This window comes from Billgrantia tianxiuensis, assembly GCF_009834345.1.
Classification (GTDB): domain Bacteria; phylum Pseudomonadota; class Gammaproteobacteria; order Pseudomonadales; family Halomonadaceae; genus Halomonas; species Halomonas tianxiuensis.
On record NZ_CP035042.1, the window covers coordinates 1,088,899 to 1,112,985 of the forward strand.

The following is a 24,087-nucleotide window of genomic DNA, read 5'->3' on the forward strand; positions in this document are numbered from 1 at the left end:
GGGAGCGCTTCGTCAGCGCGCCTGACGAAGCGCCTTGGGGGCTCAACCGGCGGCGTGAAGCGCCTGGGCGGCTTCCAGTACCTCCTGGGCATGCCCCTTGACCTTGACGCCGCGCCATTCACGGGCGAGCTTGCCTTCGGCATCGATCAGGAAAGTGCTGCGTTCGATGCCAAGATGCTCCTTGCCATACAACTTCTTCAGCTTGATGACGTCGAACAGCTTGCAGACTTCCTCGTCCTTGTCGGAAATCAGTTCGAAGTTGAAGGCCTGCTTGGCTTTGAAGTTCTCCTGGGCGCGAATGCCGTCCCGGGAGACCCCGAGAATGACCGTGTTGGCCGCCTCGAAATCGGCCTTGCGGTCGCGGAAGTCACCACCCTCGGTGGTGCAGCCGGGAGTGCTGGCCTTGGGGTAGAAGTAGACCACTACCTGGCGTCCCTTGAGCGCGGAGAGCGAGACGGTGGTATCGCCGGTGGCGGCGGCGGTGAAATCCGGTATGGGTTGGCCGATGGCAAGCGTCATGCGAGGCTCCTTGGCTGTAGTGAAAGGCGTTTCATTACACGCATGCCGGGGCACGCTGTCAAAGCGAGTGGCAAGAGCGCGTCGGCCGTGCTGTACAGGCTTGTGTGGCCTGAGTACCATTTACCCTTTGCTCGTGGCTCTTTCGATGAACGATGTCGATGTGCAACGCCCGAGCGCGGCATGAGCGGATATGGCGTAGAGGACAAGAGGATGATCACTGGCAGTATCGTCGCCCTGGCGACGCCGATGAAGGCCAATGGCGATATCGACTGGGAGGCGTTGCGCCGCTTGGTGAACTTCCACCTGGACAACGGTACCGACGGTATCGTGGCGGCCGGCACCACCGGCGAGCCGACCACCATGTCCTTCGCCGAGCACTTCGATGTGATTCGTGCGGTGGTGGAGGAGGTCGATGGCCGCATTCCGGTCATCGCCGGCACGGGAGCCAACGCCACCTCCGAGGCCGTGGAACTGGCACGCTATGCCAGCGAAGTGGGGGCCGACTACTGCCTGTCGGTGTGTCCCTACTACAACAAGCCCACCCAGGAAGGGCTCTATCGTCACTTCAAGGCGGTGGCCGAGGGCAGCCGCCTGCCGGTGATCCTCTACAACGTGCCCGGCCGGACCTGCTCCGATCTCTACAACGAGACCGTGATGCGTCTCGCCGAGGTCGACAACATCATTGGCCTCAAGGATGCCACCGGCAACCTGGAGCGCGCCGAAGACCTCATCGCGCGGCTCAAGGGCAGCGGTTTCATGCTCTACTCCGGTGACGATTCCACCGCCTGCGAGTTCATGCTGATGGGCGGCAATGGCGATATCTCGGTCACCGCCAACGTTGCGCCCAAGGCCATGCACGAGCTGTGCGTCGCTGCGGTGGCGGGGGACACCGATCGTGCCCACCAGATCAACACCCGACTGATGCCGCTGCACACCAACCTGGGCATCGAGTCCAACCCGATTCCGGTCAAATGGGCCCTGCATCGCATGGGCATGATCGAACAGGGCATTCGCCTGCCGCTCACCTGGCTGTCCAGCAAGTACCATGCGACGGTGGACGAGGCCCTGCAACTGGCTGGCGTAATCGACGATTGAGGCGGCGTGGAATGCTCCCGCCGCCCCGATACTCTGACTGCAAGGTGAATGCATGAATTCTGCGCTGAAATGGATGCCGCTGGTGGCCCTCGCTGCCCTGGCTACCGCTGGCTGCGCCCGCGAAGGCTTCTACGACGATCGCAACATCGATTATGTGAAGGCTCAGCGCAGTGCGCCCCTGGTATTGCCGGAGGGACGCAATGAGCAGCGTTATCGGGACGCCATGCCGGTACCGGAGGCTCAGGGTAGCCTGCGCACCGGTGGCGAGCGCTTCCGTGCACCGACGCCGGAGCGCCTGCCGGCGGGCCGCGAGGTGGAGCGTGATTTCGTCGAACGGCGCGAGGTCGGCAATGACCGCTGGCTGGTGGTGGGTGCCGACCCGGGCATGGTGTGGCCGCAGCTGCAGGATTTCGCTCGCGCTCGCGGCCTGCAGGTACAGGCCAGCGACGACGCGCGCGGCATGCTGGAAACGGCCCAGGGACGGTTGAGCGTGCGCCAGGGACTGCGCGCCGGCGACAGCGAGGTGCGTTGCGACCAGAACGGTCGCCCGGTGGCGGCCTGCCTCGATGCCCTGGAGCAACACTTCAGTGCGCGTAGTGCCACCGCCAGCGCCGCGTCGCTGGCCGGCCAGCAGATCTCCCGCGAGGATCGCTTGAGATTCGAGCAGCTCGACAGCGGCGAGTGGGTGGTGCGCATCCCGCTCGACATCGACCGCGTCTGGGCCGAGCTGAGCCACCAGCTGGAAGCCGATTTCAGCGTGGAGGGGCGGCGCGAGCTGCTCGAGCAGAATCCGCAGCAGCACGACTTCCTGGTCAACTACATGACCGCCTCCGAGCGTGAGCGTGGCATGCTGCAGATCATCCTCAGTCCCGATGTCCGCCAAATGCCCCAGGAGATCCGCCTGGTTCTCGAATCCAGCGGTCCCGAGCGCACCACGCTGAGGGCGGTCAACGAGAGCGAGCGGCGCTTTACCGAAGGGGACGCTCGCGAGCTGCTCGACCGGGTGTCGGGTCTGCTGCGCTGATGCCACTCGAGGGGGGCATCGAGCCGCTGCCGGTCGCGGGCAAGCTTTGCTTCGCCTCGCTCGGTAGCGGTAGCAAGGGCAACGCCACTCTGGTCAGCGATGGCGAGACCATGGTGCTGGTCGACTGCGGCTTCGGCCTGCGCGATGCCGAACGTCGCCTGGCACGCTTCGGTGTCCATCCTCGCCAGCTCGATGCCGTGCTGGTGACCCACGAGCACGGCGATCATCTGCGTGGTGTGGGCCCCCTGGCCCGGCGCCATGCCGTGCCGGTCTACATCACGCCGGGGACCTGGCTATCCGGGCGGCTGGGCGAGGTGCCCCAACGCCACTGGATCACGCCGCAGTCGCGTTTTGCCGTGAAGAGCCTCACCATAGACCCCATCACGGTGCCCCACGATGCCCGCGAGCCGGTGCAGTTTCGCTTCGAATCTCGCGACTGTCGGTTGGGGGTACTGACCGACCTGGGGCACCCCACCGATCATGTCGCGGCTGCCTTTCGTGGCTGCGATGCGTTGATCCTCGAATGCAATCACGATCGTCACATGCTCGAGGTCGGGCCCTATCCGCCGCGACTCAAGCGCCGGGTGGGGGGCAACTGGGGGCATCTGGCCAACGTACAGGCGGCGGCACTGCTTCAGTGCCTGGGGCTTGATCGCCTGCAGCGCATCGTCTGCTCCCATCTTTCGGAACACAACAACCGCCCCGAGCTCGCCCTCGAGGCTCTGACGCCGCTGCTCGACGGCGATGCGTCTCGCCTGACGATCGCCGCCCAAGACAGCGGGCTGCATTGGCAGGCGATCCACTGAACGGCCATCCTTATCGTCACGCGTCATATTTCTGGAGACTCCCATGGAAAAGCGCCAAGAACTCTACGCCGGCAAGGCCAAATCGGTGTATGCCACCGACGATCCCGATCTGCTCGTCCTGCATTTCCGTGACGACACCAGTGCCTTCGACGGCGAGCGCATGGAGTCGCTGGCTCGCAAAGGCATGGTCAACAACCGCTTCAATGCTTTCATCATGGAGAAGCTGGCTGCGGCGGGCATTCCCACCCACTTCGAGAAGCGTCTCTCCGATACCGAGAGCCTGGTCAAGAAACTCGAGATGATCCCGGTGGAGTGCGTGGTGCGCAACATCGCCGCCGGTGGCCTGGTCAAGCGTCTGGGCGTGGAGGAGGGGCGCGAACTCACTCCGCCCACCTTTGAGCTGTTCCTCAAGAACGATGCGCTGCACGACCCGATGATCAACGAGTCGCTGGCCGAAACCTTCGGCTGGGCAACGCCCGAACAGCTCGCCGAAATGAAGTCGCTGACCTTCAAGGTCAATGAGGTGCTCAAGCAGCTGTTCGCCGACGGCGACCTGCTGCTGGTGGACTACAAGCTGGAATTCGGCCTGTTCAAGGGCCGCATCGTGCTGGGCGATGAGTTCTCGCCGGACGGCTGTCGCCTGTGGGACGCCAAGACCCGCAACAAGATGGACAAGGATCGCTTCCGTCAGGGGCTCGGCGGTGTGATCGAGGCCTACGAAGAGGTGGGACGTCGTATCGGCGTCGAGTTCGCCTGATCGTGACAAACGCTCTTGTCGCTTCTGGAGGGCCCTGCGGGGCCCTTCGTCGTTTCAGGCGGTAACGATTTCCACCACTTCCATCACCGGCGTGCCGTCATCGTCAGCGCTGCGAAAGCGCACGTCGACGTCGCGCAGGCGCACGCCATATATTCTCTCTTCCGCTCCTTTGCGATAGGCCGGGCGCGGATCCTGGGCCAGCACCTGGCGGATCAGTTCGCGCAGCGAGGCGGCGTCCTCGCGTACGGCCAGCGCCGCTTCGGCCTCGTCGCTGAAGCGCACCGCCAGCTGCGGAGGCGGTTCGGGCGCATAACCGGCGCGGGCCTCGGGGTGCGCTTCTGCCCAGGGCAGGTAGGGTTTGATGTCGAGCACCGGAGTGCCGCTGATCAGATCGCAGCCTGCCAGTACCAGGCGTACCCCCGCGCGGCTATCGACCGCACTTAGTCGCACCAGCGACTGTCCCAGGCGGTTGGGTCGATGGGTGCTGCGGCTGGCGAAGACGCCGACCTTGGCATTGCCGCCGAGCCGCGGTGGGCGCACCAGGGGCGTCCACCGTGCTGGGCTCTGATGAAAGACGAAGGTCAGCCACAGATGGCTGAAGGCCTCGAGGCCGCGCACGGCAAGTGGGTCGTCATAGGGCGGGACGAGGACAAGGCTGGCGCATGCTGCGTTTGCCAGTCCGGGCTGGCGCGGTACGCCGAACTTGTCGGGGAAATCGCTCTCGATGTAGCCGATGGGCTGCACCGAATAGCGTTCCATGGGGGGAGGCGGGTTGCTCATGCCGGGGATTATGCCTGCCATTGGCCGCAGCGGCGAGCTTGTGTACTCTGCTTGCCGTGACGGTTCACGTGAGAGATGAGCAGAGACGATGGAAACGATGACGACGAACGATTCGCCGAACTCGGCGGCGCGCTCGCCACGGATTCTCTACCGCCAGGCCAGAGCCCGCGATGGCGCCGATCAGGCCGAGGTCTTCCATCACGCCGTGATGCAGGGCGCGGCCGCTCACTACAGCGTGGAGGAACGTGAAGCATGGGCCGCCACGATGCCTCGGGAAGCCAGCGTATGGGCGGCGCGCCAAACGCTCTACACGACGCTGGTGGCCACCTGCGATGGGCGTTGCGTCGGCTTCCTGGAACTCGACGTGCCCGGCGCCCACGTCCATACCCTCTACGTCTGGCCTTCGCTGGCGCGGCGCGGAATCGGCAGTACGCTACTGCTGCATGCCGAGCGGCTGCTGCTCGAGCACGGTCATGGCCGTGCCACCCTCGATGCCAGCCGCATGCTGGCCGAGAGCCTGCTGCGCCACGGCTGGCAGGATCTCGGCGTCGAGTGGGTCACACGTGGCGGAGTGAAGCTCGAGCGAAGGCGCCTGGAAAAGCGCCTCTCGGCAATAGAGACGTAACGCTACCTGCGTGGGGCTCGTTCAGGTGTTGCGTAGCTCAGTGATACGCATCGACAGGTCGATCGCCTTGACGTCCTTGGTCAGGGCGCCGCTGGAGATGCAGTCGACGCCGGTCTCGGCAATCTGGCGCAGGGTGGTCTCGTCGACGTTGCCGGAGGCCTCCAGCGTGGCCCGGCCGGCGTTGCGCTTCACCGCTTCACGCATGTCATCGAGGCTGAAGTTGTCCAGCATGACGATGTCGGCTCCCGCTGTCAGCGCCTGATCGAGTTCCTCGAAGCTCTCCACTTCCACCTCCACCGGCAGGTCGCGGGCGATGCTGCGCGCCTCCTTGACGGCGGCTGCAATGCTGCCGCAAGCAGCGATGTGGTTTTCCTTGATCAGGAAAGCGTCGTAGAGCCCGATGCGGTGGTTGTGACCGCCGCCGCAGGTGACGGCGTACTTCTGCGCCAGGCGCAGGCCGGGCAGGGTCTTGCGGGTGTCGAGCAGGCGCACCCCGGTACCGTCGAGCAGGTCGACGTAGCGCCGAGTGCGGGTGGCGGTGGCGGAGAGCGTCTGCAGCAGGTTGAGGGCGGCGCGTTCGCCAGTGAGCAGGATCCTGGCGGGCCCCTCGAGCTCAAGGAAGCACTGGTCGGCTTCCAGGTGGTCGCCGTCGGCGGCGCTCCAGCGCAGACGCACGCTGGGGTCGAGGCGTCGATAGATCTCCTCGACCCAGGCCACGCCGCACAGGACCGCCGGCTCGCGAGTGATGACCCGGGCCGTGGCCCACTGCGTTTCCGGAATCAGCTGCGCAGTGATGTCACCTGGGCCGACATCCTCGGACAGCAGATGGGCGGCGGCTTCGCGGATCGCTTCGACAAGGGCGTCCTGATAATGCATGGCGTGCCTTTTCATGTTCATGGAGCGTCGGGACCGTCATTATAGGGAATCCAGGTCCGTGACGTCAGGGGAGCGAGATGAGAATCGAGGAAGGCTGGCTTGAGGGCGTCCGACGCGTGCCGTCGCCCAATCAGGATGCGCGTCCGCAAGGTGAGGTCTCGGCAGTGGTGCTGCATTCGATCAGCCTGCCACCCGGCGAATTCGGCGGCGAGCACATCGAGCGGCTGTTCACCAATACACTCGATGCCGATGCCCACCCATTCTTTTCCGGTATCGCGCAGCTGCGCGTTTCCGCTCACCTGTTGATTCGGCGCGACGGCGAATGCGTGCAGTTCGTGTCTTTCGACCGGCGTGCCTGGCATGCCGGTCGTTCCTGTTGGATCGATGGGGGACGGGCGCGGCGGGCGCTGAACGACTTCACCGTGGGTATAGAACTGGAAGGTGACGAGGTTCATGCCTATCGCGACGCCCAGTACCGCGCTCTTGCCATGGTCACCAAGGCTCTCAAGGTAAACTACCCTGACATGAACTTCGCGCGCATCACCAGCCACGCGCGTGTGGCGCCGCTGCGCAAGACCGATCCCGGCGCGGCCTTCGATTGGGCCTATTTTCGCCAGTGTCTCAAGACGTTGGGTTGATCGATGCGGAGGTGGTCGGGGTAGGGCTAAAAGTGATCATACGGTAGTTTTATTACATTCGGGATATTTTCGAGTGAAACTATTGGCAGGGCTGCGTAACAGCTTGTGTTGCAATGCAATACTGTGAATGTGGAAAAAAATTCCACTCCTGTTTGATTGGCAGGAAGGCCACTTTACGGTATGTTCTACGCCATTCGTTGTATGCGCTTCTGTAAAATGACTACAACAGCCGCGTCGCGGCCTGACATTCCCCTGATCGTCAGTCGTGTAACCCCGCCCCGGCGCCTGGCCGCATGGGGCCACCTGACATCACATTGTCACTCGGAGAGACGTCTATGAGTCTGGAGGCAAGAGAAGATTTCGATCCGGTCGAAACCACGGAATGGCTGGATTCCCTGGAGTCGGTCCTGGATCGTGAGGGCGAGGAACGCGCCCGGTTCCTGCTGTCACGCTTGGCCGATCGGCTGCGCCGCGACGGCATGCAGGCACCCTTCTCGGTGACGACGCCGCATCGCAACACCATCCCGGTGCACCGTGAAGCGCCGATGCCGGGCGACCTGTTCATGGAGCGTCGCATCCGCTCGCTGATCCGCTACAACGCCATCGCCCAGGTAATCCGCAACAACCGCGCCAACCCGGGCCTGGGCGGACACATCGCCAGTTTCATGTCTGCCGCCACGCTCTACGACGTTGGCTTCAACCACTTCTTCCGCGCGCCCAACGGCGACTTCGAGGGCGACCTGGTCTACATCCAGGGCCACGTGGCGCCTGGCGTGTATGCCCGCGCCTACCTGGAAGGGCGCCTCACCGAGGCGCAGATGGACAAGTATCGCCAGGAAGTCGACGGCGATGGCCTCTCGTCTTATCCGCACCCCTGGCTGATGCCGGACTTCTGGCAGTTCCCCACCGTTTCCATGGGGTTGGGGCCGATCCAGGCGATCTACCAGGCCCACGTGATGAAGTACCTCGATTCGCGTGAGCTGAAGAACATGCACGATCGCAAGATCTGGTGCTTCATGGGCGACGGCGAGTGCGACGAGCCGGAATCGCTGGGTGCCATTCACCTGGCCAGCCGCGAGAAGCTCGACAACCTGATCTTCGTCATCAACTGCAACCTGCAGCGCCTGGATGGTCCGGTGCGCGGCAACGGCCGCATCATCGACGAACTCGAGGGCGTCTTCCGCGGTGCCGGCTGGAACGTGCTCAAGGTGGTCTGGGGCCGGCTGTGGGATCCGCTGTTCGAAAAGGACAAGAAGGGCATCCTGCAGAAGCGCATGGACGAGGCGGTCGACGGCGAATACCAGAACTACAAGGCCATCGACGGCGGCTACACCCGCGAGCACTTCTTCGGCAAGTACCCGGAAACCGCCGAGATGGTCAAGGACATGTCCGACGAGGACATCTGGCGTCTGAACCGCGGCGGCCATGACCCGTTCAAGGTCTACGCGGCCTATCACGAGGCGGTGAACAACGCCAACGGCCGTCCCACCGTGATCCTGGCGCACACCGTCAAGGGCTACGGCATGGGTAGCGGCGAGGGCGAGGCTTCCATGGAAGCCCACCAGGTCAAGACCATGGAATACGAGGCGCTGAAGAAATTCCGTGACCGCTTCGGCATTCCGCTGACCGACGAGCAGCTCAAGGAAGTGCCGTACTACAAGCCGGACGACGACTCGCCCGAGCTCAAGTACATGCACCTGCAGCGCGAGCGCCTGGGCGGCTACCTGCCACAGCGCCGCAGCGACTTCCAGGCGTTGACGATCCCTAGCCTCGAGGACAAGACCTTCGCCACCCAACTGGCCGGTTCCAAGGGGCGCGAGATCTCCACTACCATGGCCTTCGTGCGCATCCTCAACGGCCTGGTGAAGGACAAGAAGATCGGCCAGCAGGTCGTACCGATCGTGCCCGACGAGGCGCGTACCTTCGGCATGGAGGGCATGTTCCGCCAGCTCGGTATCTATACCTCCGAAGGCCAGAAGTACGAGCCCGTCGACAAGGGCCAGATCATGTTCTACCGCGAGGACAAGAAGGGCCAGATCCTCGAGGAGGGCATCACCGAGGCGGGGGCGATGTCGGCGTGGATCGCCGCGGCCACCTCCTACAGCAACCACAACTTGCCGCTGCTGCCGTTCTACATCTACTACTCGATGTTCGGCTTCCAGCGTATCGGCGACCTGGCCTGGGCCGCCGGCGACCTGCAGGCACGCGGCTTCCTGGTCGGCGGTACCGCCGGGCGCACCACGCTCAACGGCGAGGGCCTGCAGCACCAGGATGGCCACAGCCACCTGCAGGCGGCGATGATCCCCAACTGCCGCAGCTACGACCCCACCTACGCTCATGAGGTCGCGGTAATCGTCCAGGATGGCCTGAAGCGCATGTTCGCCGACAAGGAGAACTGCTTCTACTACCTGACGGTAATGAACGAGAACTACGAGCACCCCGAGCTCGAGAACGTCCCGGCCGATGACATCATCAAGGGCATGTACCTGCTGCGCGAGCAACAGGGCGACAAGGGCCACGTGCAGCTGCTCGGCTCCGGCACCATCCTGCGTGAGGTGGAAGCCGCCGCCAAGATGCTGGCCGACGAATGGGGTGTGGGCTCCGAGGTGTGGAGCGTGACCAGCTTCAACGAGCTGCGCCGCGAGGCGCTGCTGCTCGAGCGCGAAGCATTCCTCAATGCCGCCGACGAGCCGGTCAAGCCGCATGTCACCCGCTGCCTGGAAGGGCGCAAGGGGCCGGTCATCGCCTCCACCGATTACATGCGTCTGTTCGCCGACCAGGTACGTGCCTGGGTGCCGACCGACTACCATGTATTGGGAACCGACGGCTACGGCCGCTCCGATACCCGCGAGAAGCTGCGCCACTTCTTCGAGGTCGATCGCTACTTCGTGACCGTGGCGGCGCTCAAGGCGTTGGCCGACCGCGGTGAGCTGGATCGCAAGGTCGTTGCCGAGGCGATCAAGAAGTATGGCATCGATCCCAACAAGCCCAACCCGCTGACGAGCTGATCCGGTGGCCAGGCGGGCCCGGGCCCGCCTGTTCCAGGCACGATTTGGAAGGAGCGCGACCTTGAGTAGCGAAATCATAAAAGTTCCCGATATCGGCGGCAGCGAAGACGTCGAGATCATCGAAATCGCGGTATCCGAAGGGGATGTCATCCAGCCCGAGGACACCCTGATCACACTGGAATCGGACAAGGCCAGCATGGACGTGCCGTCACCCAAGGGCGGCAAGGTGGTGCGCGTGCTGGTGAAGGAGGGCGACACCGTCTCCGAGGGTGACGACATCGTCGAACTCGAGGTGGAAGGCGGCGGCACAGACGATGCCGGCTCTCAGGGCAAGGAGGAGAAGTCCGAGGCCGAGGCTCCCAGGCAGCAGGCACAGGCCGCCGAAGAAAAGCCGGCAGCCAAGCCATCTGGTGGCGGCAAGCGTACCGTCGAGATCAAGGTGCCCGACCTGGGCGGCTCCGAGAACGTCGAGATCATCGAAGTGGCGGTCGCCGAGGGCGATGAGATCAGTGAGGAAGACACGCTCATCACCCTGGAGTCGGACAAGGCCTCCATGGACGTGCCCAGCCCCTACTCCGGAAAGCTGGTTTCCCTCACCGTCAAGGAGGGCGACACCGTCTCCGAGGGCGACGTGATCGGTACCATGGAAATTGCCGGCGAAGGCGGCGAAGTGGCCGAGCCGGAAGCCGTCGAGACCACGGCCGAGCCCGCCGAACAGGCCGAGGCCCCGGCCGAGGAAGAGGCGGTCAGCGGCGAGCCCGAGCGCAAGGAGATTCGCGTTCCCGATCTCTCCGGCTCGAGTGACGTGCCGATCATCGAGATCGCCGTTAGCGCCGGCGACGAAGTCGACGAGGAAGACCCGCTGATTACCCTGGAGTCCGACAAGGCCTCCATGGACGTGCCGAGCCCCTACAAGGGCAAGCTGATCGAACTCACCGTCAAGGAGGGCGACACCGTCTCCGAAGGCGACCTGATCGGCTATATCGAGGTGGCGGGCGCCAAGCCGCGGGCGGCGACGCCCAAGGCCAGCAAGGCGCCGAGCGAGCCGAGCGAGAAGCCGGCATCGCCCACCCAGGCCAAGCCGACTCCATCCGGCACGCCGAGCCCCGAGGCCCAGATGGCGGCCCACAAGCCGCGCGACGGCAAGCTGGTCCACGCCGGCCCCGCCGTGCGCATGCTGGCCCGCGAGCTGGGCGTCGACCTGGGGCTGGTCAAGCCGAGTGGCCCCAAGGAGCGCGTGCTCAAGGAGGACGTGCACGCCTACGTCAAGCAGGTGATGGCGGGGCAGGCCAAGGCGCCGGCCGCCGCACCGGCGGCGGCGACTGGTGGCGCTGGCATTCCGCCGGTGCCGGATCAGGACTTCAGCCAGTTCGGTGAAGTGGAAGAGAAGCCGATGGGCCGCCTGCTCAAGATGGGCGCCACCAACCTGCACCGCAGCTGGCTCAACGTGCCCCACGTGACCCAGTTCGACGAGGCCGACATCACCGAGCTGGAAGCCTTCCGCAAGTCGATGAAGGCCGAAGCCGAAGCCCAGGGTGCCAAGCTCACGCCGCTGCCGTTCCTGATCAAGGCGTGTGCCTTTGCCCTGCGCAAGTTCCCGCAGTTCAACGTCAGCTTGAAGAGCGACGGCGAGACCATCGTGTGGAAGAAGTACGTCCACATCGGTATCGCGGTCGATACGCCCGACGGGCTGATGGTGCCGGTGATCCGCGACGCCGACAAGAAGTCGCTGATCGATTTGGCCAAGGAGAGCGTGGAGCTGGCCGGCAAGGCGCAGTCGAAGAAGCTCAAGCGCGAGGAGATGACCGGCGGCTGCTTCACCATCTCGAGCCTGGGCTCCATCGGCGGCACCGCCTTCACGCCGATCGTCAACGCCCCGGAGGTCGCCATCCTCGGCGTTTCCAAGGCGCAGATGAAACCGGTGTGGAACGGCGCCGACTTCGAGCCGAGGCTGATGATGCCGCTGTCGCTCTCCTACGATCACCGGGCCGTCAATGGTGCCGATGCGGCACGCTTCACCGCCTTCCTGGCGGCGGCGCTGAGTGACATCCGACGCCTGCTGATGTAATCATTGTCGAAAGCTGTACCGACGGCGCCCTGCGGGGCGCCGTCGGTGTCTGGGGCCTCCACTTTCGGGTGGGGATACCAAAGTGCAACCCCGCCTTAATTGGCTGATAATGCAGCGGCTTTGGTCAGGCAAGCAGAGCTCGTCCGGCAGCGTGCGGTTGTCTGGTGCCTCCGCCGCGGTTATCGTTCATGACATTCCGTTTACTCACAAGAATTTCCACTCTCTCAAGGAGCAGCTAGATGCGTTTGATCCTGTTGGGCGCCCCGGGTGCCGGCAAGGGCACCCAGGCCCAGTTCATCTGCGAACGCTATAACATCCCGCAGATTTCCACCGGCGACATGCTGCGTGCTGCCGTCAAGGAGGGCAGCGAGCTGGGCCTGAAGGTCAAGGAGATCATGACCAGCGGTGGTTTGGTGTCCGACGATCTGATCATCTCACTGGTCAAGGAGCGCATCGCACAACCCGACTGCGAGAACGGCTTCCTGTTCGATGGTTTCCCGCGCACCATCCCCCAGGCCGATGCCATGAAGGAGGCCGGGGTCAAGATCGACCACGTACTCGAGATCGCCGTGGCGGATGAGGAAATCGTCAAGCGATTGGCGGGACGCCGGGTGCATCCAAGCTCCGGTCGTGTCTACCACGTCGAATACAATCCGCCCAAGGAAGAAGGCAAGGACGACGTCACCGGCGAGGCGCTGATCCAGCGTGACGACGACCGCGAATCCACCGTGCGCAACCGCCTGGCGGTCTACCACGAGCAGACCGCTCCGCTGGTCGACTACTACCAGCAGTGGGCCCAAGAGGAGCCTGACGCTGCGCCTGCCTATCATCGTGTGGAAGGCATCGGCAGCGTCGACGAGATCACGCGCAAGGTAACCGAGGCGCTGGACGGCTAACGTTTGCCAACGGCTCTCTTCTGCAGTGGCCCGCCTCGGCGGGCCACTGTCGTTATGAGCCATCGTCGTTACGGGCCATCGTCCCACGCTGCGCGGCGGCGTATAATGGTTCGCCCATGCTCTGACGCGATATTCCCTATGCCGATCCTGCTGGCCCTCGATGCCTCCTCCAGCGCCTGTTCCGCCGCCCTGCTCCAGCGTGACGATGCCGGGAGCGACTCGTTTCCCGCTTTGCCCTGACGCCCCGTGAGCATACTCGCCGGCTGCTGCCGATGATCGACGAGGTCCTGGCCGAGGCTGGCGTGACTGCCGCCGAGCTGGATGGCATCGCCTACGGGCGCGGCCCCGGCTCCTTCACCGGGTTGCGTATCGCTGCCGGTACGGCTCAAGGGTTGGCTTATGGTTTGGGTCTTCCGCTACTCGGCGTATCGACGCTCGAGGCGCTGGCCCTCGCGGCCCATCGTCGTCACGGTGTCGCGAATGTGGTCACCGCCATGGATGCGCGCATGGGCGAGATCTACGTCGCCGCCTGGCGCTGTCGTGACGGTGCGACAGAGGCGCTGCTCGCGGAGGCCGTGATGCCGCCCGAGCACCTGCGGCTGCCGCCGCTGGACGAGGGCGATGGCTGGTATGCCATCGGCTCCGGCTGGTCGCTGTGGGAGGCGATACCGGCTGAGGTGCAGGCGAGCATCGGCCAGCGCGACGCCGAGTCGGAACCGGCGGCCGAGGAGATGGTCTTGCTGGCCGCCCGAGACTATGCACAGGGTGCTCGCCCTGCCGCCCATGAGAGCCAGCCGATCTATCTGCGCGATCAAGTGGCGTGGCAGAAGGGCAAATGAACCGTCGCGACCGGCTGCGAGACACTGAGCCAGAAAGCGGCGAGCTGACGTTGTGCCGCGAAGGTGACTCCCTGGTGCTGGCCGGTGATCCGGCCCTCTACGGCAAACCGCTAAGGGTGGACTTCGCCGAAGGGCGGGCGGCACATCGGCGCCGCTTCGGCGGTGGCCGCGGCCAGCTCATCGCCCGGGCCTGCGGCCTTGCTTCAGGCATCACGCCCAGCGTGATAGATGCCACCGCTGGCCTGGGGCGCGATGCCTTCGTGCTGGCGAGCCTCGGCGCCGAGGTGCTGCTGATCGAACGCGTGGCGGCGATCCATGCCCTATTGGAGGATGGCCTGGCGCGCGCCGCCAGCGATGCCGATACGGCCGAGATCGTCGCCCGCATGCACTTGGCGCATGGCGATGCCACCCGCGATCTCGCCGCGCTGGTTGCCGCCAGCACGGTGGCGCCCCAGGTGATTCACCTCGACCCCATGTTCCCTCACCGTGAGAAGTCGGCGCTGGTGAAGAAGGAGATGCGCCTGTTCCGCGAACTCGCTGGCGACGATGCCGACGCGCCGCGCCTGCTCGAGGCGGCGCTGGACGTGGCCACCCACCGCGTGGTGGTCAAGCGTCCGCGCAAGGCGCCGCCCATCGCCGGCCCGGCGCCGCAGCACGTCATCGAAGGCAAGACCAGCCGCTACGACCTCTACGTTCACCGCTCGCTCAAGACTTGACGTGGTGCTGGTTCGATCTGTGCATCGGCCTTGCCCCCGGGTCAGCCTCGGGTATGTGACCTACCCGTGGCTGACGAGCTGCAATCGATGCCGCAGCGCCGGATCGAACAACTCGCCGGTCTGCTGCGCGGCGCGGCGCAGCCGTTCGTCGTACCACAGCAGCCCGTCCTCCTCCCAGATCCAGCCTTCGGTTTCCAGGCTCTCGATCAGGCTGGCGAACAGCTTGCGATCGAAGAACTCCGGTGCGTCGCGTCCGGAGAGCAGCGCCAGGCGCTCGGCCAGTTGCTGGCTGCGCTCGGCCAGGGCTTCGCGTCCCAGCTTGCCGGGCGCCTGGTCGAGCAGGATGGCCAGCAGCAGGTAGCCGCGCTCCAGCGAAGGTTGCATCAGGCGTCCCAACAGGTGCAGCTGCTCGCCGGCTTCCAGCGCCTCGGCGCGCTGCCAGCCGCTCCCCCGGCGCTCGAGCAACCCTTCCGCGCATAGCGCGTCAAGCATCTTGGGCAGGGCTTGGGACAGGGCGCTCGGTTCGAGGAACAGTTCACGCGCCAGGATTGGCCAGGGCGGGGCGAGTCGGGCCAGCAACGTATCGAGATCGTGACGCGGAGCATGGCGAAAGGCGAAGGCGGCGAGGCCGGCCAGGGCGAAGAGGTGCAGTACGTTGTTGCGATACCACACCAGCAGGCTGGCTTGCTCCGCCGTCGCCGTGAGAATGTCGCCGAGCGGATGCGGCCGGCGCTCGATCATGCCCAGGGCGACGACATGATCGATCCATTGCTCGGGTTCGCCCTGGGGCAGGCTGGTGTGCTCGCCTCCCGGACAGTGGCGTTGCAGTGCCGCCAGCAGCGCCAACTGGCGCGACATCAGGCTGGCCTCGATCGCGTGGTGGGGCGTGGCCAGCAGGACCAGTGCCACCAGGTTGACCGGGTTGAGCGCTGCGGCAGCATTGATTCGCCGGGACAGCTCGTCGCCGATTCGGGGCACGGCCTGGCTAAGCCAGGCCGGTTTCGCCTGGGAGATGTCGTCGCGCCAGCCTGGCGTGCCGGCATCGAGATAAGGGCCCAGAAGCAGCGGCTCGCCAACGTTGACGGCGACCTTGCCGAAGGGCTGACGCAACTGACCGACGACCCGCAGCAGCGCCCAAGGCGTCTCCTTGCGTTTCTTGCCGCCGCGCATTTCGCGCTGATAGCTGGCGTTCTCGATGATACGTTCGTAACCGATGTAGACCGGGATGAAAGCCAGCCGGGTCGGGTTACCGCTGCCGGCGCTGCGGTAAAACGAACGTAGCGTCATCGACAGCATGCCGGGGCGGGGGCGAGCATGCGTCCGCTGCGTGAGCGTCCGCCTTCGATGAAATACTCCAGCGGATGGCCGCGCTCCAGTAGCCGGTGCAGGTACTCGTTGAAGACTGCCGCATAGAGCGGCTTGTCGCGGAAGCTACGGCGCATGAAGAACGCACCGCCGCGGCGCAGCAACGGACCGATCAGCGGCATGTCGAGGTTGCGTCCGGCGGCAATGTGCGGCGGCATCAGGCCGTCGCGATAAAGCACGTAGGAGAGCAGCAGGTAGTCGATATGGCTGCGATGGCAGGGTACGTAGACCAGCGTATGGTCGCCGGCCAGTGCCTTGACTCGTTCGAGGCCACGCACCTCGACGCCGTCGTACAACCGGTTCCACAGCCGGCGCAGCAGGCCGTCCATGAAGCGCAGCACCGGGTAGGTCATGTTCGAGGCGATTTCGCGCCCGTAGCGCAATGCACGCCGCTGCAAACGCTCTGGCGAGCGCTTTTCGGCTGGCGCCAGCTCGCCGATCACCCGGCGCACTTCGGGGCTGGCCGCCACGCCCTCGATCAGGGTGCGGCGGTGGGAAAGATCGGGGCCGAGCACGCGCGTACGCATACGCCGGAAGTGGATACGCAGCAGTCGGGCACTCTTGCGGTTGGCCACGGCGGGGCCACGCTTGTCGAGCAGGTCGCGCAGGCGTAGCGGGGCGCCGAAGTGGACTTCGACACTCTTGCCGTTGACCAGCACCGATAGCGCCCGGCGCAACCGCCCGGTCAATTGCCAACTGTCGGCGGCCAACAGGCGCCAGAAGCCGAAGCGCTTGCCGGGAGCGCGTCCCCAGAACACGCTTACCGGGATGAGTTGGATATCGGCCTGGGGATGGGTGGCCAGGTGTTCCAGCGCCTGGCGAAAGGGAGCCTCGAGCGCACGCGTCCGCCGCCATAGCCGGCGCTGCCTGGTAGGGAGTGCGACGCTGGCCGGCAGTTCGATACCATCGAGGTCGATGCTTCCACGCGCTGGGGGCAGCCCATGGCGTTTGCACAGCACATCGAGCAGCAGGGCGTCGGAGAGTGCTGGGTGAGGTAGCACGTAGAGCGTGGGCAACCCAGGATCGATACCCAGGTCGCTGGGATCGGGCTCGATGAGCCGGGTCTCGACCCAAGCCTTGATTATCCCTTTTAGCGGGGCATGAAGTAGTGTGAGCAGTGTCTGGGCCAGGGCCATCCGATTGCCTCGAGGTCGAACCAGGGGCCAGTATAGCGATGGCGTCTAGCTGGGTCAGGTGCTTTCCTGATTGAGAAAATGTGCATCAACCACATGGATTAGCGAACGGGAGCATGCCATGCATGGCGTGTGGCGAGACGGCAATCGGTTCGAACTGCTGGCGGAGGCTTCGTGCTTTCTGCCGGTGATGTCCGCTGCCATCAAGGAAGCACGCCACTCGATCCTTATCGAACTCTACCTGATGCAGTCGGGCCGGCTGGCGACGGCATTGATCGATGCGCTGTGCCGTGCGGCGGGGCGAGGCGTCACGGTTGCCTTGATGCTGGATGCCTACGGGGCCATGGGGCTTGGCAGTGAGGACCGTCGACGCCTGGAGGAGGCTGGCGTGGCGCTGAGGCTGTTCAATCCGCTGGGGTGGCGTTCACTGACCCGCAACCTGACCAGGGATCACCGCAAACTGATGGTGATCGACGGCCGTATTGCCTTCACTGGCGGTTTCGGCGTGGTCGACGAATTCCTCGACGCCTGGTACGAGGTCGCGGTGCGCATCGAAGGGCCGGTGGTTGCCGACTGGGTACGGCTGTTCTCGCGATTGTGGGATTCGACGCTGACGCGTGGCTCGGGGTCGGCGGCTCTGGTTCGACACCTGCAGCTCGAACTCAACCCGCAGGAGAATGGCCGCGGCATGCGTGGCCGGGTGGTATGGGGCCAAGGCTATCGCTACCAGGCAATTCGTCACTCGCTTTATGGGCGGGTGTCGTCAGCCCAGCGCCGCATCTGGCTGTGCACGCCTTATTTCGTGCCCACCTTCAGCCTGCGCATGCGGCTGGCGCGGGCCGCCCGCCGTGGGGTCGACGTGCGCCTGCTGCTGCCCGGCCACGACCATGACCACCCCTGGGTACGCTATGCCGGTCAACGCTTCTACCGGCGCCTGCTGCGTGCCGGCGTGCGGATCTTCGAGTTCCAGCCGGCCTTCATCCACGCCAAGTTCTCATTGGTCGACCAGTGGTCGAGCCTGGGGTCGTGCAATTTCGATCATTGGAGCCTGCATTGGAACCTGGAGGCCAACCAGGAAGTGGACGATGCCCGCTTCGCCAATGAGGTAGCGGCTCTGTTCGAGCGCAATTTCGCCGCCAGCCGCGAGATCACCCACCAGGCCTGGGTGCAGCGGCCGCGCTGGCAGCGCTTCAAGGAATGGTTATTCGGCAGCTTCGACGCCTGGTTGACGCGGCTGCGCTAGCCACGAGCCACAAGTCACAAGTACAAGCTAAGCTGCAGCCCGAAGCGCTTACCGCTTGCCCTTGCCGCGCCCGGCGGGCTTCTTCTTGCGCGGCATGGGCTTGGGCGTCTCCGGCGGTACGCGGTAGTGCAGGTAGAGATCCAGTACCAGGTCGGGCAACTGACCGGCCAGCGACTCCAGGCGTGCAGTGTCCGCGGTCATGTCGGCCATGTCCGGCTCGTCGTCGAACAGGCCGGAAAGCGCCATGAACGGTAGCAGTAGGGTGGCGACCGTCTCTTCATCCTGCTCGAACCAGGCGGCTTCATCGAGGAAGACGCCTTCCATGAAGCCGGCGCACCAGTCGCCGATGGGCGTCTCCTCCGGGGCCGTGCCGTCCAGGGTGAGTTCGAAGGGCAATTCGGGCAGGCCGCCCTGTTCCAGGGTGTCGATGGCGTTGCCGCGCAGCTTCTCCAGCAATCCGAGGATCTCGCTGCGTTCGCTATCGTCGGCAAAGGCCGGCTCGCCGTGGAACAGTTCGGCCACCCAGGCGGCGGGCTCCACTTCACGCGGCGCCACGGCCAGGGCGACGAGGAAGCCATGGGCCGAGATCAGGTCCAGGGCATCGGGATCGACGCGTTCGGAGTCGAGGAAATCGTCGAGGCGCTCGAGTTCTTCGTCCTCGAGCAGAGGGTGGGGCAGGGGCGTATCGGACATCGGGCCTCTCGCATGGCATCGTGAAGGCGAATCGTGGCCGCGCTGGGCTGGACAGCGGCGTGGCGGGACGTCATTTTAGCACCCATGAAACGACCCGTGCTCCCCGAACCTTGCCCTGAGTGGCTGGCAAGCCTCGACGAGGCTGCGCTTCACCAAGCCCTGTTGGACAGGGTGGAGGCTGCCTGGCAGCTGTGCCGCCATTACCATCCCGAGCTACCCCGGCCCAAGGTCTGGTGCGACCTGCGCGGCAAATGCGCCGGCCAGGCCCACTACGGCCGTGGTGGGCTGCGCTTCAACCGAGTGCTGTATCGCGAGAATCGCCAGGCCTTTCTCACCGAGGTGGTACCGCACGAAATGGCCCACTGGCTGGTGCGGCACTTGAGCGACGGACACCGGGCTAGGCCCCACGGGCGCGAGTGGCGCACCGTGATGGAACGGCTGTTTGGGCTCGAGCCGCGAGTGACCCATCGCTTCGATGTCGAACGCGCGAGCCCCACGCCTTATCGCTATCATTGTGGCTGCCAGGAGCACTTCTTCACTTCACGTCGTCACTCGCTGGCGCGCAATGGACGCCGCTACCGCTGTTTGTCGTGTGCTCAGACCTTGGTCTATCAGCCCTTTGTAGAGCATGGAAAAGTTACTACAAATGTATGATTCATAAAGAAAAAATCGTGATACCAAGGTCTAAGAGTTAGGCCCGCTTCGACGGTATATGCTGAAGGGCGAATCTGATGCCGGCGCAATCCATAACAAGGCAGCCGGTAACATCCACCGAGAGGGTGCATCTCCTGGAAGAGGCTAGCCAATGACCGATCAGAAAGTCTATCCGGTACGCGACGACATCGCCGCCAACGCCTGGATCGATCGTGAGAAGTATCAGGCCCTGTACAAGCAGTCCGTCGACGACCCTGAGGGCTTCTGGGCCGAACAGGCCAAGCGCATCGAATGGTTCAAGGCGCCGACGAAGATCAAGCATACCTCCTACGACCCGCACGACGTCGACATTCGCTGGTTCGAGGACGGCACCCTGAACGCCAGCGTGAGCTGCCTCGACAGGCACCTGGAGACACGTGGCGACCAGACAGCGATCATCTGGGAAGGCGACGATCCCAAGGACTCCAAGCACGTCAGCTACCGCGAGCTGCATGCCAAGACCTGCCAGTTGGCCAACGCGCTCAAGGAACTTGGCGTTCGCAAGGGCGACGTGGTCACTCTCTACATGCCGATGATTCCCGAAGCGGCCGTGGCCATGCTGGCCTGCGCCCGCATCGGTGCCGTGCACTCGGTGGTCTTCGGTGGCTTCTCTCCCGATGCTCTGGCCCAGCGCATCATCGGCGCCGACTCGAAGTTGGTGATCACCGCCGACGAGTCGGTGCGCGGTGGCAAGCAAGTGCCGCTCAAGGACAACGTCGACGCCGCCCTGACCCGCAAGGGTACCGAGGTTTGCGAGAACGTGCTGGTGGTCAAGCGCACCGGTGGCGAGATCGAGTGGAAGGAAGGCCGCGACCTCTGGTACCACGATCTGGTCGACAAGCAGGCGACCGACTGCCCGGCCGAGGAGATGAACGCCGAGGATCCGCTGTTCATCCTCTACACCTCCGGCTCTACCGGTGCTCCCAAGGGGCTCAAGCACACTACCGGCGGCTACCTGGTCTATGCCAGCCTGACCCACCAGTACATCTTCGACTACCAGGATGGGGAGGTCTATTGGTGTACCGCCGATGTGGGCTGGGTCACCGGCCATAGCTACATCGTCTACGGCCCGCTGGCCAACGGCGCCATTACCCTGATGTTCGAGGGCGTGCCGAGTTATCCAACCCACGGCCGCATGGGCGAGATCGTCGACAAGCACAAGGTCAACATCCTCTACACCGCACCGACTGCCATTCGTGCGCTGATGGCGCATGGCGACGGCGTGATGGATTCGAGCAAGCGCGACACGCTGCGCGTGATGGGCTCGGTCGGAGAGCCGATCAACCCCGAGGCGTGGGAGTGGTATTACCGCGTAATCGGCAACTCCAAGTGTCCGATCGTCGATACCTGGTGGCAGACCGAAACCGGCGGCATCATGATCGCGCCGCTGCCGGGCGCCATCGACCTCAAGCCGGGCTCGGCCACGCTGCCATTCTTCGGTGTACAGCCGGCGCTGCTCGACAGCGAGGGCAATGAGCTGAAGGGTGCCGTAGAAGGCAACCTGGTGATCAGCGACTCCTGGCCCGGCCAGGCGCGTTCGATCTGGGGCGATCACGACCGCTTCGTGCAGACCTACTTCTCCACCTACAAGGGATATTACTTCACCGGCGACGGCTGCCGCCGCGACGAGGACGGCTACTACTGGATCACCGGTCGCGTCGACGATGTGCTCAACGTCTCCGGCCACCGTATGGGCACCGCCGAGATCGAGTCCTCGCTGGTGGCCCACGAGGCCGTCGCCGAGGCCGCCGTGGTGGGCTTCCCGCATGACATCAAGGGCCAAGGCATCTACATCTACGTGACCCTGACCGAAGGGTACGAGCCCAGCGACGAACTCAAGAAGGAGCTGACCCTGTGGGTGCGCAAGGACATCGGTCCGATCGCCTCGCCGGACGTCATCCAGTGGGCGCCGGGTCTGCCCAAGACACGCTCGGGCAAGATCATGCGCCGCATCCTGCGCAAGATCGCCGCCAACGAGACCGATGGTCTGGGCGACACCAGCACCCTGGCCGATCCGAGCGTGGTGGATGATCTCATCGAGAATCGCGCCAACCGCTGATTTGTCCAGCACCTCCTGGTTGGCAGGAACAGCCAACCGAAAGATCGAACCTCGCCGGCCTTCGGGCCGGCTTTTTCGTCTCAGCGTACGCTGGCGATGGCCTTGGCCAGCTCGGCCTTGCTCATGCGGCTGCGGCCGGGTAGGTCGAGCTGCTGGGCGCGTTCGTAGAGCTCGTCGCGGGAGAGATTTTCCAATTCGGCCAGCTTAGCGCTGCGCTTGCCACGTGGTGCGGCCTTGCCGTCGCCCTGACCGGCTGCCTTCTTGCCCGTGCCGCGCTGGCCTGATGGGCGCTTCTTTGTCTCGCTACGCTTGGCCGCCGGCTTGCCGCGCTTATCCGGTTGGCTCTTGCCGGCGTCGTCGCGCGCCTCCTGGCCGGGCGGGCGGCCTTCGGCCAAGCTCTGCTTGAGTACCTGCATCAGGTCGATCACTTCACCGCCCTGTTCCGGCTCGACCTCGGGTTCGTCTTCCTCGCCCAGAGCGATCACATCCTCGCCGTGAGCCAGTTTCTCCTGGGCGCGGGCGATGATGCGCTGACTCTGCTGGTCCTGCAGCGCCTCGCGTTCGAGGTCCTCCTCGACCAGTGCATCGATGGCCTGCTGCATCGCCTTCACCCTGTTCTTGTCGGCCTTGGAAGGCTCGGGCAGGGGAATGTCATCGGGAGTACGCAGCTCTTCGGCGAAGCGCAGTGTCTCGGCACGCAGGATGCCTTTCTCGGCGATGATCGCCACCAGGTACTCCTTGCCGCGCATGACGAAGGTAGCGATACCGGCTCGCCCGGTGGCCTCCATGCTCTCGGCCAGCAGGCGGTAGGCCTTGGTCACGCCCTTGTCGGGGGTCATGAAGTAGGCGCGCTCGAAGTACATCGGGTCGATCTCGTCGAGGCCGACGAAGCGCTTGAGGTCGATCTCCTGGGACTTCTCCGGCGCCAGCGACTCGAGTTCACGGTCCTCCACCACGACGAACTCATTCTTCTCGACCTCGTAGCCGCGGATCAGCTCGTCGTAGTCGAGCACGCGTTCCTCCTTCTCGCAGAAGTAGCGCCGTGCCAGCGGCGTGCCGTCGTTGTCGACCATGCGCAGCGACACCGGCTTGGGGCGGTTGGCCGGGTAGAGGTTGACCGGCAGGCTGACCAGGCCGAAGGTGATGGTGCCCGACCATAGCGGGCGCGGGCCGCTGGTGTGGAAGCGCTTCTTCTCCTCGCCCTGGGCCGATGCCTTTTTCTCCTTCGTCTTGCGCTTGTCCTTCGGCTTGGGCTTGGGCATGGCTTTCGATCTTGGGCTAGGCACGCTTGCGCTCCTTCTTCAGGCTGGCCTCGAGTGCCTTGGAGAGGTCATCGGAAGCCTCGCGGCGACGAATAGGCGTGACCTTGACGCTCTTGCCGCGCCGCTTGGCCTCGATCAGCTCCAGCACCCGCTCGCGATATTCGTCGTGATATTCCTCGGGGTCGAAATCCGCCTCCAGCATGCCGATCAGCTGGCGCGCCATGTCGAGCTCCCTGGCGTCAAGCGCCTTGCCCTTGGGCGGCTCCAGGGCATCTACCGGTACCACCTGCTCCTCGTGACGCAACGACATCAGCATGGGCACGCCACGATGCAAGCGCAGGGCGCCGACGTAGCTCTTCTTGCGCATGACCCAGCGCGCCAGGCCCTCCTTGCCGCTATTTGCCAGGGCTTCGGCCAGGGCGAAGTAGAGCGACTCGCTGCCATCCGGGCCCAGGTAGTAGGGCCGGTCGTACCAGCGATGATCGACTACCTGTGGCGGCATGAAGCGGATCACTTCGATGTCGCGACCCGAGTCTGGCTCCAGCGCTTCGAGTTCCTGCTTGTCGAACACCACCAGGCTGCCCTCGTCGGTGCGATAGGCGCGGCGGGTCTCGGCGTGAGGCACGATCTCGTCGGTGTCGGGGTTGACCATGGCCTGCTTGACCGGCGAGCGATCCTTTTCGTGCAGCAGGCGGAAGTGCACGCTGCGATCCTGCACCGCGGAGTAGAGCTTTACCGGTACCTCCACCTCGCCGAAGCGGATCACGCCTTTCCACATCGCTCGTGCTGGCATCAGCGTTCCTCCTCGTGGCCTGCGCCTTCTTCATGACATTCGGGCATAGCGTCTCGCGGTTCTCGAAGCGTGTCTCGACGCAGATCGGACAGATCGGCCGGTCGCAGTAGATGCAGTGGTAGCCCGCCTCGTAGTGAAAGGTGCGCAGGCAGAACTGACAGGTCTCGGGACCGGACTCCATCCACCAGGGCGCTTCGCT

Annotated in this window: 21 protein-coding genes and 1 pseudogene; 14 read left to right on the forward strand and 8 right to left on the reverse strand. The window is 64.7% G+C overall.

Annotated features, from left to right (window positions below):
• Positions 1 to 42: 42 nt before the first annotated feature.
• The gene (locus tag EKK97_RS05165; RefSeq protein WP_159549893.1) at positions 43 to 519 is read right to left on the reverse strand and encodes a peroxiredoxin; all 477 of its coding nucleotides are present in this window, start codon (positions 517 to 519) and stop codon (positions 43 to 45) included.
• Between the two features lie 210 nt (positions 520 to 729).
• On the opposite strand from EKK97_RS05165, the gene dapA reads away from it, so the two are divergent.
• The 4 genes from dapA to purC are packed head-to-tail and all read left to right on the forward strand — an operon-like array spanning position 730 to position 4,201.
• Positions 730 to 1,614 (forward strand): 4-hydroxy-tetrahydrodipicolinate synthase, encoded by an 885-nt coding sequence (dapA, locus tag EKK97_RS05170; protein WP_159549896.1) that lies wholly within the window; start codon positions 730 to 732, stop codon positions 1,612 to 1,614.
• Positions 1,615 to 1,666: 52 nt separating this feature from the next.
• Entirely contained in the window at positions 1,667 to 2,638 is a 972-nt protein-coding gene (locus EKK97_RS05175) for a lipoprotein, NlpB (RefSeq protein WP_234286623.1), read from the forward strand.
• Positions 2,638 to 3,444 (forward strand): MBL fold metallo-hydrolase, encoded by an 807-nt coding sequence (locus EKK97_RS05180; protein ID WP_159549898.1) that lies wholly within the window; start codon positions 2,638 to 2,640, stop codon positions 3,442 to 3,444. The genes EKK97_RS05175 and EKK97_RS05180 overlap by 1 nt, the downstream gene beginning before the upstream one ends.
• A gap of 43 nt (positions 3,445 to 3,487) precedes the next feature.
• The gene (gene purC, locus EKK97_RS05185) at positions 3,488 to 4,201 is read left to right on the forward strand and encodes a phosphoribosylaminoimidazolesuccinocarboxamide synthase (protein WP_159549901.1); all 714 of its coding nucleotides are present in this window, start codon (positions 3,488 to 3,490) and stop codon (positions 4,199 to 4,201) included.
• A gap of 54 nt (positions 4,202 to 4,255) precedes the next feature.
• Here purC and tsaA read toward each other — a convergent pair whose 3' ends face one another.
• Positions 4,256 to 4,981, reverse strand: a complete 726-nt coding sequence (gene tsaA, locus EKK97_RS05190; RefSeq protein ID WP_159549904.1) for a tRNA (N6-threonylcarbamoyladenosine(37)-N6)-methyltransferase TrmO — start codon at positions 4,979 to 4,981, stop codon at positions 4,256 to 4,258.
• A gap of 88 nt (positions 4,982 to 5,069) precedes the next feature.
• On the opposite strand from tsaA, the gene EKK97_RS05195 reads away from it, so the two are divergent.
• Positions 5,070 to 5,606 carry a GNAT family N-acetyltransferase gene (locus EKK97_RS05195; protein ID WP_159549907.1) on the forward strand — a complete coding sequence of 179 codons (537 nt, stop codon included), beginning with the start codon at positions 5,070 to 5,072 and terminating at the stop codon, positions 5,604 to 5,606.
• 21 nt (positions 5,607 to 5,627) lie between these two features.
• Here the strand turns inward: EKK97_RS05195 and nadC are convergent, their stop codons facing one another.
• The gene (nadC, locus tag EKK97_RS05200; RefSeq protein ID WP_234286659.1) at positions 5,628 to 6,482 is read right to left on the reverse strand and encodes a carboxylating nicotinate-nucleotide diphosphorylase; all 855 of its coding nucleotides are present in this window, start codon (positions 6,480 to 6,482) and stop codon (positions 5,628 to 5,630) included.
• Between the two features lie 77 nt (positions 6,483 to 6,559).
• Here nadC and ampD point away from each other — a divergent pair, with 77 nt between their 5' ends.
• The 6 genes and pseudogenes from ampD (at position 6,560) to EKK97_RS05230 (ending at position 14,647) form a co-directional block, all read left to right on the forward strand.
• Positions 6,560 to 7,120 carry a 1,6-anhydro-N-acetylmuramyl-L-alanine amidase AmpD gene (ampD, locus tag EKK97_RS05205; protein WP_159549910.1) on the forward strand — a complete coding sequence of 187 codons (561 nt, stop codon included), beginning with the start codon at positions 6,560 to 6,562 and terminating at the stop codon, positions 7,118 to 7,120.
• Between the two features lie 335 nt (positions 7,121 to 7,455).
• Positions 7,456 to 10,128 (forward strand): pyruvate dehydrogenase (acetyl-transferring), homodimeric type, encoded by a 2,673-nt coding sequence (gene aceE, locus EKK97_RS05210; protein WP_159549913.1) that lies wholly within the window; start codon positions 7,456 to 7,458, stop codon positions 10,126 to 10,128.
• Between the two features lie 61 nt (positions 10,129 to 10,189).
• Positions 10,190 to 12,196 (forward strand): pyruvate dehydrogenase complex dihydrolipoyllysine-residue acetyltransferase, encoded by a 2,007-nt coding sequence (gene aceF, locus EKK97_RS05215; RefSeq protein ID WP_159549916.1) that lies wholly within the window; start codon positions 10,190 to 10,192, stop codon positions 12,194 to 12,196.
• A gap of 239 nt (positions 12,197 to 12,435) precedes the next feature.
• A complete protein-coding gene (adk, locus tag EKK97_RS05220) occupies positions 12,436 to 13,092 on the forward strand; it encodes an adenylate kinase (protein WP_159549919.1) in 657 nt (218 codons plus the stop codon).
• Positions 13,093 to 13,230: 138 nt separating this feature from the next.
• Positions 13,231 to 13,931: pseudogene (gene tsaB / locus EKK97_RS05225) on the forward strand (tRNA (adenosine(37)-N6)-threonylcarbamoyltransferase complex dimerization subunit type 1 TsaB).
• Positions 13,928 to 14,647 (forward strand): class I SAM-dependent methyltransferase, encoded by a 720-nt coding sequence (locus tag EKK97_RS05230; RefSeq protein WP_159549922.1) that lies wholly within the window; start codon positions 13,928 to 13,930, stop codon positions 14,645 to 14,647. Before tsaB ends, EKK97_RS05230 begins: the two are co-directional and overlap by 4 nt.
• A 60-nt stretch (positions 14,648 to 14,707) precedes the next feature.
• On the opposite strand, the gene EKK97_RS24275 is transcribed toward EKK97_RS05230, so the two are convergent.
• Both EKK97_RS24275 and EKK97_RS24280 read right to left on the reverse strand, forming a co-directional pair.
• The gene (locus tag EKK97_RS24275) at positions 14,708 to 15,934 is read right to left on the reverse strand and encodes a lysophospholipid acyltransferase family protein (RefSeq protein WP_236551378.1); all 1,227 of its coding nucleotides are present in this window, start codon (positions 15,932 to 15,934) and stop codon (positions 14,708 to 14,710) included.
• On the reverse strand, positions 15,931 to 17,148 hold the full coding sequence (locus EKK97_RS24280) for a 1-acyl-sn-glycerol-3-phosphate acyltransferase (protein WP_236551379.1): 1,218 nt from the start codon (positions 17,146 to 17,148) through the stop codon (positions 15,931 to 15,933). The genes EKK97_RS24275 and EKK97_RS24280 overlap by 4 nt, the downstream gene beginning before the upstream one ends.
• A gap of 118 nt (positions 17,149 to 17,266) precedes the next feature.
• Here EKK97_RS24280 and EKK97_RS05240 point away from each other — a divergent pair, with 118 nt between their 5' ends.
• Positions 17,267 to 18,388: a phospholipase D-like domain-containing protein gene (locus EKK97_RS05240; RefSeq protein ID WP_159549925.1), complete on the forward strand. Its 1,122-nt coding sequence runs from the start codon at positions 17,267 to 17,269 to the stop codon at positions 18,386 to 18,388.
• 48 nt (positions 18,389 to 18,436) lie between these two features.
• On the opposite strand, the gene EKK97_RS05245 is transcribed toward EKK97_RS05240, so the two are convergent.
• Positions 18,437 to 19,081: a YecA/YgfB family protein gene (locus EKK97_RS05245; protein ID WP_159549928.1), complete on the reverse strand. Its 645-nt coding sequence runs from the start codon at positions 19,079 to 19,081 to the stop codon at positions 18,437 to 18,439.
• An 84-nt stretch (positions 19,082 to 19,165) separates the two neighbouring features.
• Here EKK97_RS05245 and EKK97_RS05250 point away from each other — a divergent pair, with 84 nt between their 5' ends.
• A complete protein-coding gene (locus tag EKK97_RS05250) occupies positions 19,166 to 19,735 on the forward strand; it encodes a SprT family zinc-dependent metalloprotease (RefSeq protein WP_159549931.1) in 570 nt (189 codons plus the stop codon).
• 151 nt (positions 19,736 to 19,886) lie between these two features.
• A complete protein-coding gene (gene acs, locus EKK97_RS05255; protein WP_159549934.1) occupies positions 19,887 to 21,833 on the forward strand; it encodes an acetate--CoA ligase in 1,947 nt (648 codons plus the stop codon).
• An 80-nt stretch (positions 21,834 to 21,913) separates the two neighbouring features.
• Here the strand turns inward: acs and ku (EKK97_RS05260) are convergent, their stop codons facing one another.
• Positions 21,914 to 23,095 (reverse strand): non-homologous end joining protein Ku, encoded by a 1,182-nt coding sequence (ku, locus tag EKK97_RS05260; protein WP_234286626.1) that lies wholly within the window; start codon positions 23,093 to 23,095, stop codon positions 21,914 to 21,916.
• Positions 23,096 to 23,111: 16 nt separating this feature from the next.
• The gene (gene ku, locus EKK97_RS05265) at positions 23,112 to 23,888 is read right to left on the reverse strand and encodes a non-homologous end joining protein Ku (protein ID WP_159549940.1); all 777 of its coding nucleotides are present in this window, start codon (positions 23,886 to 23,888) and stop codon (positions 23,112 to 23,114) included.
• Positions 23,889 to 24,087: the final 199 nt, after the last annotated feature.

Bases quoted from the DNA above. Each gene is read 5' to 3' on its own strand.
- tsaA (WP_159549904.1), bottom strand. From the start codon at position 4,981: ATGAGCAACCCGCCTCCCCCCATGGAACGCTATTCGGTGCAGCCCATC.
- EKK97_RS05195 (WP_159549907.1), top strand. From the start codon at position 5,070: ATGGAAACGATGACGACGAACGATTCGCCGAACTCGGCGGCGCGCTCG.
- EKK97_RS05250 (WP_159549931.1), top strand. From the start codon at position 19,166: ATGAAACGACCCGTGCTCCCCGAACCTTGCCCTGAGTGGCTGGCAAGC.
- EKK97_RS05230 (WP_159549922.1), top strand. From the start codon at position 13,928: ATGAACCGTCGCGACCGGCTGCGAGACACTGAGCCAGAAAGCGGCGAG.
- ku (WP_234286626.1), bottom strand. From the start codon at position 23,095: ATGCCCAAGCCCAAGCCGAAGGACAAGCGCAAGACGAAGGAGAAAAAG.
- dapA (WP_159549896.1), top strand. From the start codon at position 730: ATGATCACTGGCAGTATCGTCGCCCTGGCGACGCCGATGAAGGCCAAT.
- EKK97_RS05245 (WP_159549928.1), bottom strand. From the start codon at position 19,081: ATGTCCGATACGCCCCTGCCCCACCCTCTGCTCGAGGACGAAGAACTC.
- purC (WP_159549901.1), top strand. From the start codon at position 3,488: ATGGAAAAGCGCCAAGAACTCTACGCCGGCAAGGCCAAATCGGTGTAT.
- EKK97_RS24280 (WP_236551379.1), bottom strand. From the start codon at position 17,148: ATGGCCCTGGCCCAGACACTGCTCACACTACTTCATGCCCCGCTAAAA.
- acs (WP_159549934.1), top strand. From the start codon at position 19,887: ATGACCGATCAGAAAGTCTATCCGGTACGCGACGACATCGCCGCCAAC.
- EKK97_RS05240 (WP_159549925.1), top strand. From the start codon at position 17,267: ATGCATGGCGTGTGGCGAGACGGCAATCGGTTCGAACTGCTGGCGGAG.
- ku (WP_159549940.1), bottom strand. From the start codon at position 23,888: ATGCCAGCACGAGCGATGTGGAAAGGCGTGATCCGCTTCGGCGAGGTG.
- aceE (WP_159549913.1), top strand. From the start codon at position 7,456: ATGAGTCTGGAGGCAAGAGAAGATTTCGATCCGGTCGAAACCACGGAA.
- nadC (WP_234286659.1), bottom strand. From the start codon at position 6,482: ATGCATTATCAGGACGCCCTTGTCGAAGCGATCCGCGAAGCCGCCGCC.
- EKK97_RS05165 (WP_159549893.1), bottom strand. From the start codon at position 519: ATGACGCTTGCCATCGGCCAACCCATACCGGATTTCACCGCCGCCGCC.
- EKK97_RS05175 (WP_234286623.1), top strand. From the start codon at position 1,667: ATGAATTCTGCGCTGAAATGGATGCCGCTGGTGGCCCTCGCTGCCCTG.
- ampD (WP_159549910.1), top strand. From the start codon at position 6,560: ATGAGAATCGAGGAAGGCTGGCTTGAGGGCGTCCGACGCGTGCCGTCG.
- EKK97_RS05180 (WP_159549898.1), top strand. From the start codon at position 2,638: ATGCCACTCGAGGGGGGCATCGAGCCGCTGCCGGTCGCGGGCAAGCTT.
- adk (WP_159549919.1), top strand. From the start codon at position 12,436: ATGCGTTTGATCCTGTTGGGCGCCCCGGGTGCCGGCAAGGGCACCCAG.
- EKK97_RS24275 (WP_236551378.1), bottom strand. From the start codon at position 15,934: ATGACGCTACGTTCGTTTTACCGCAGCGCCGGCAGCGGTAACCCGACC.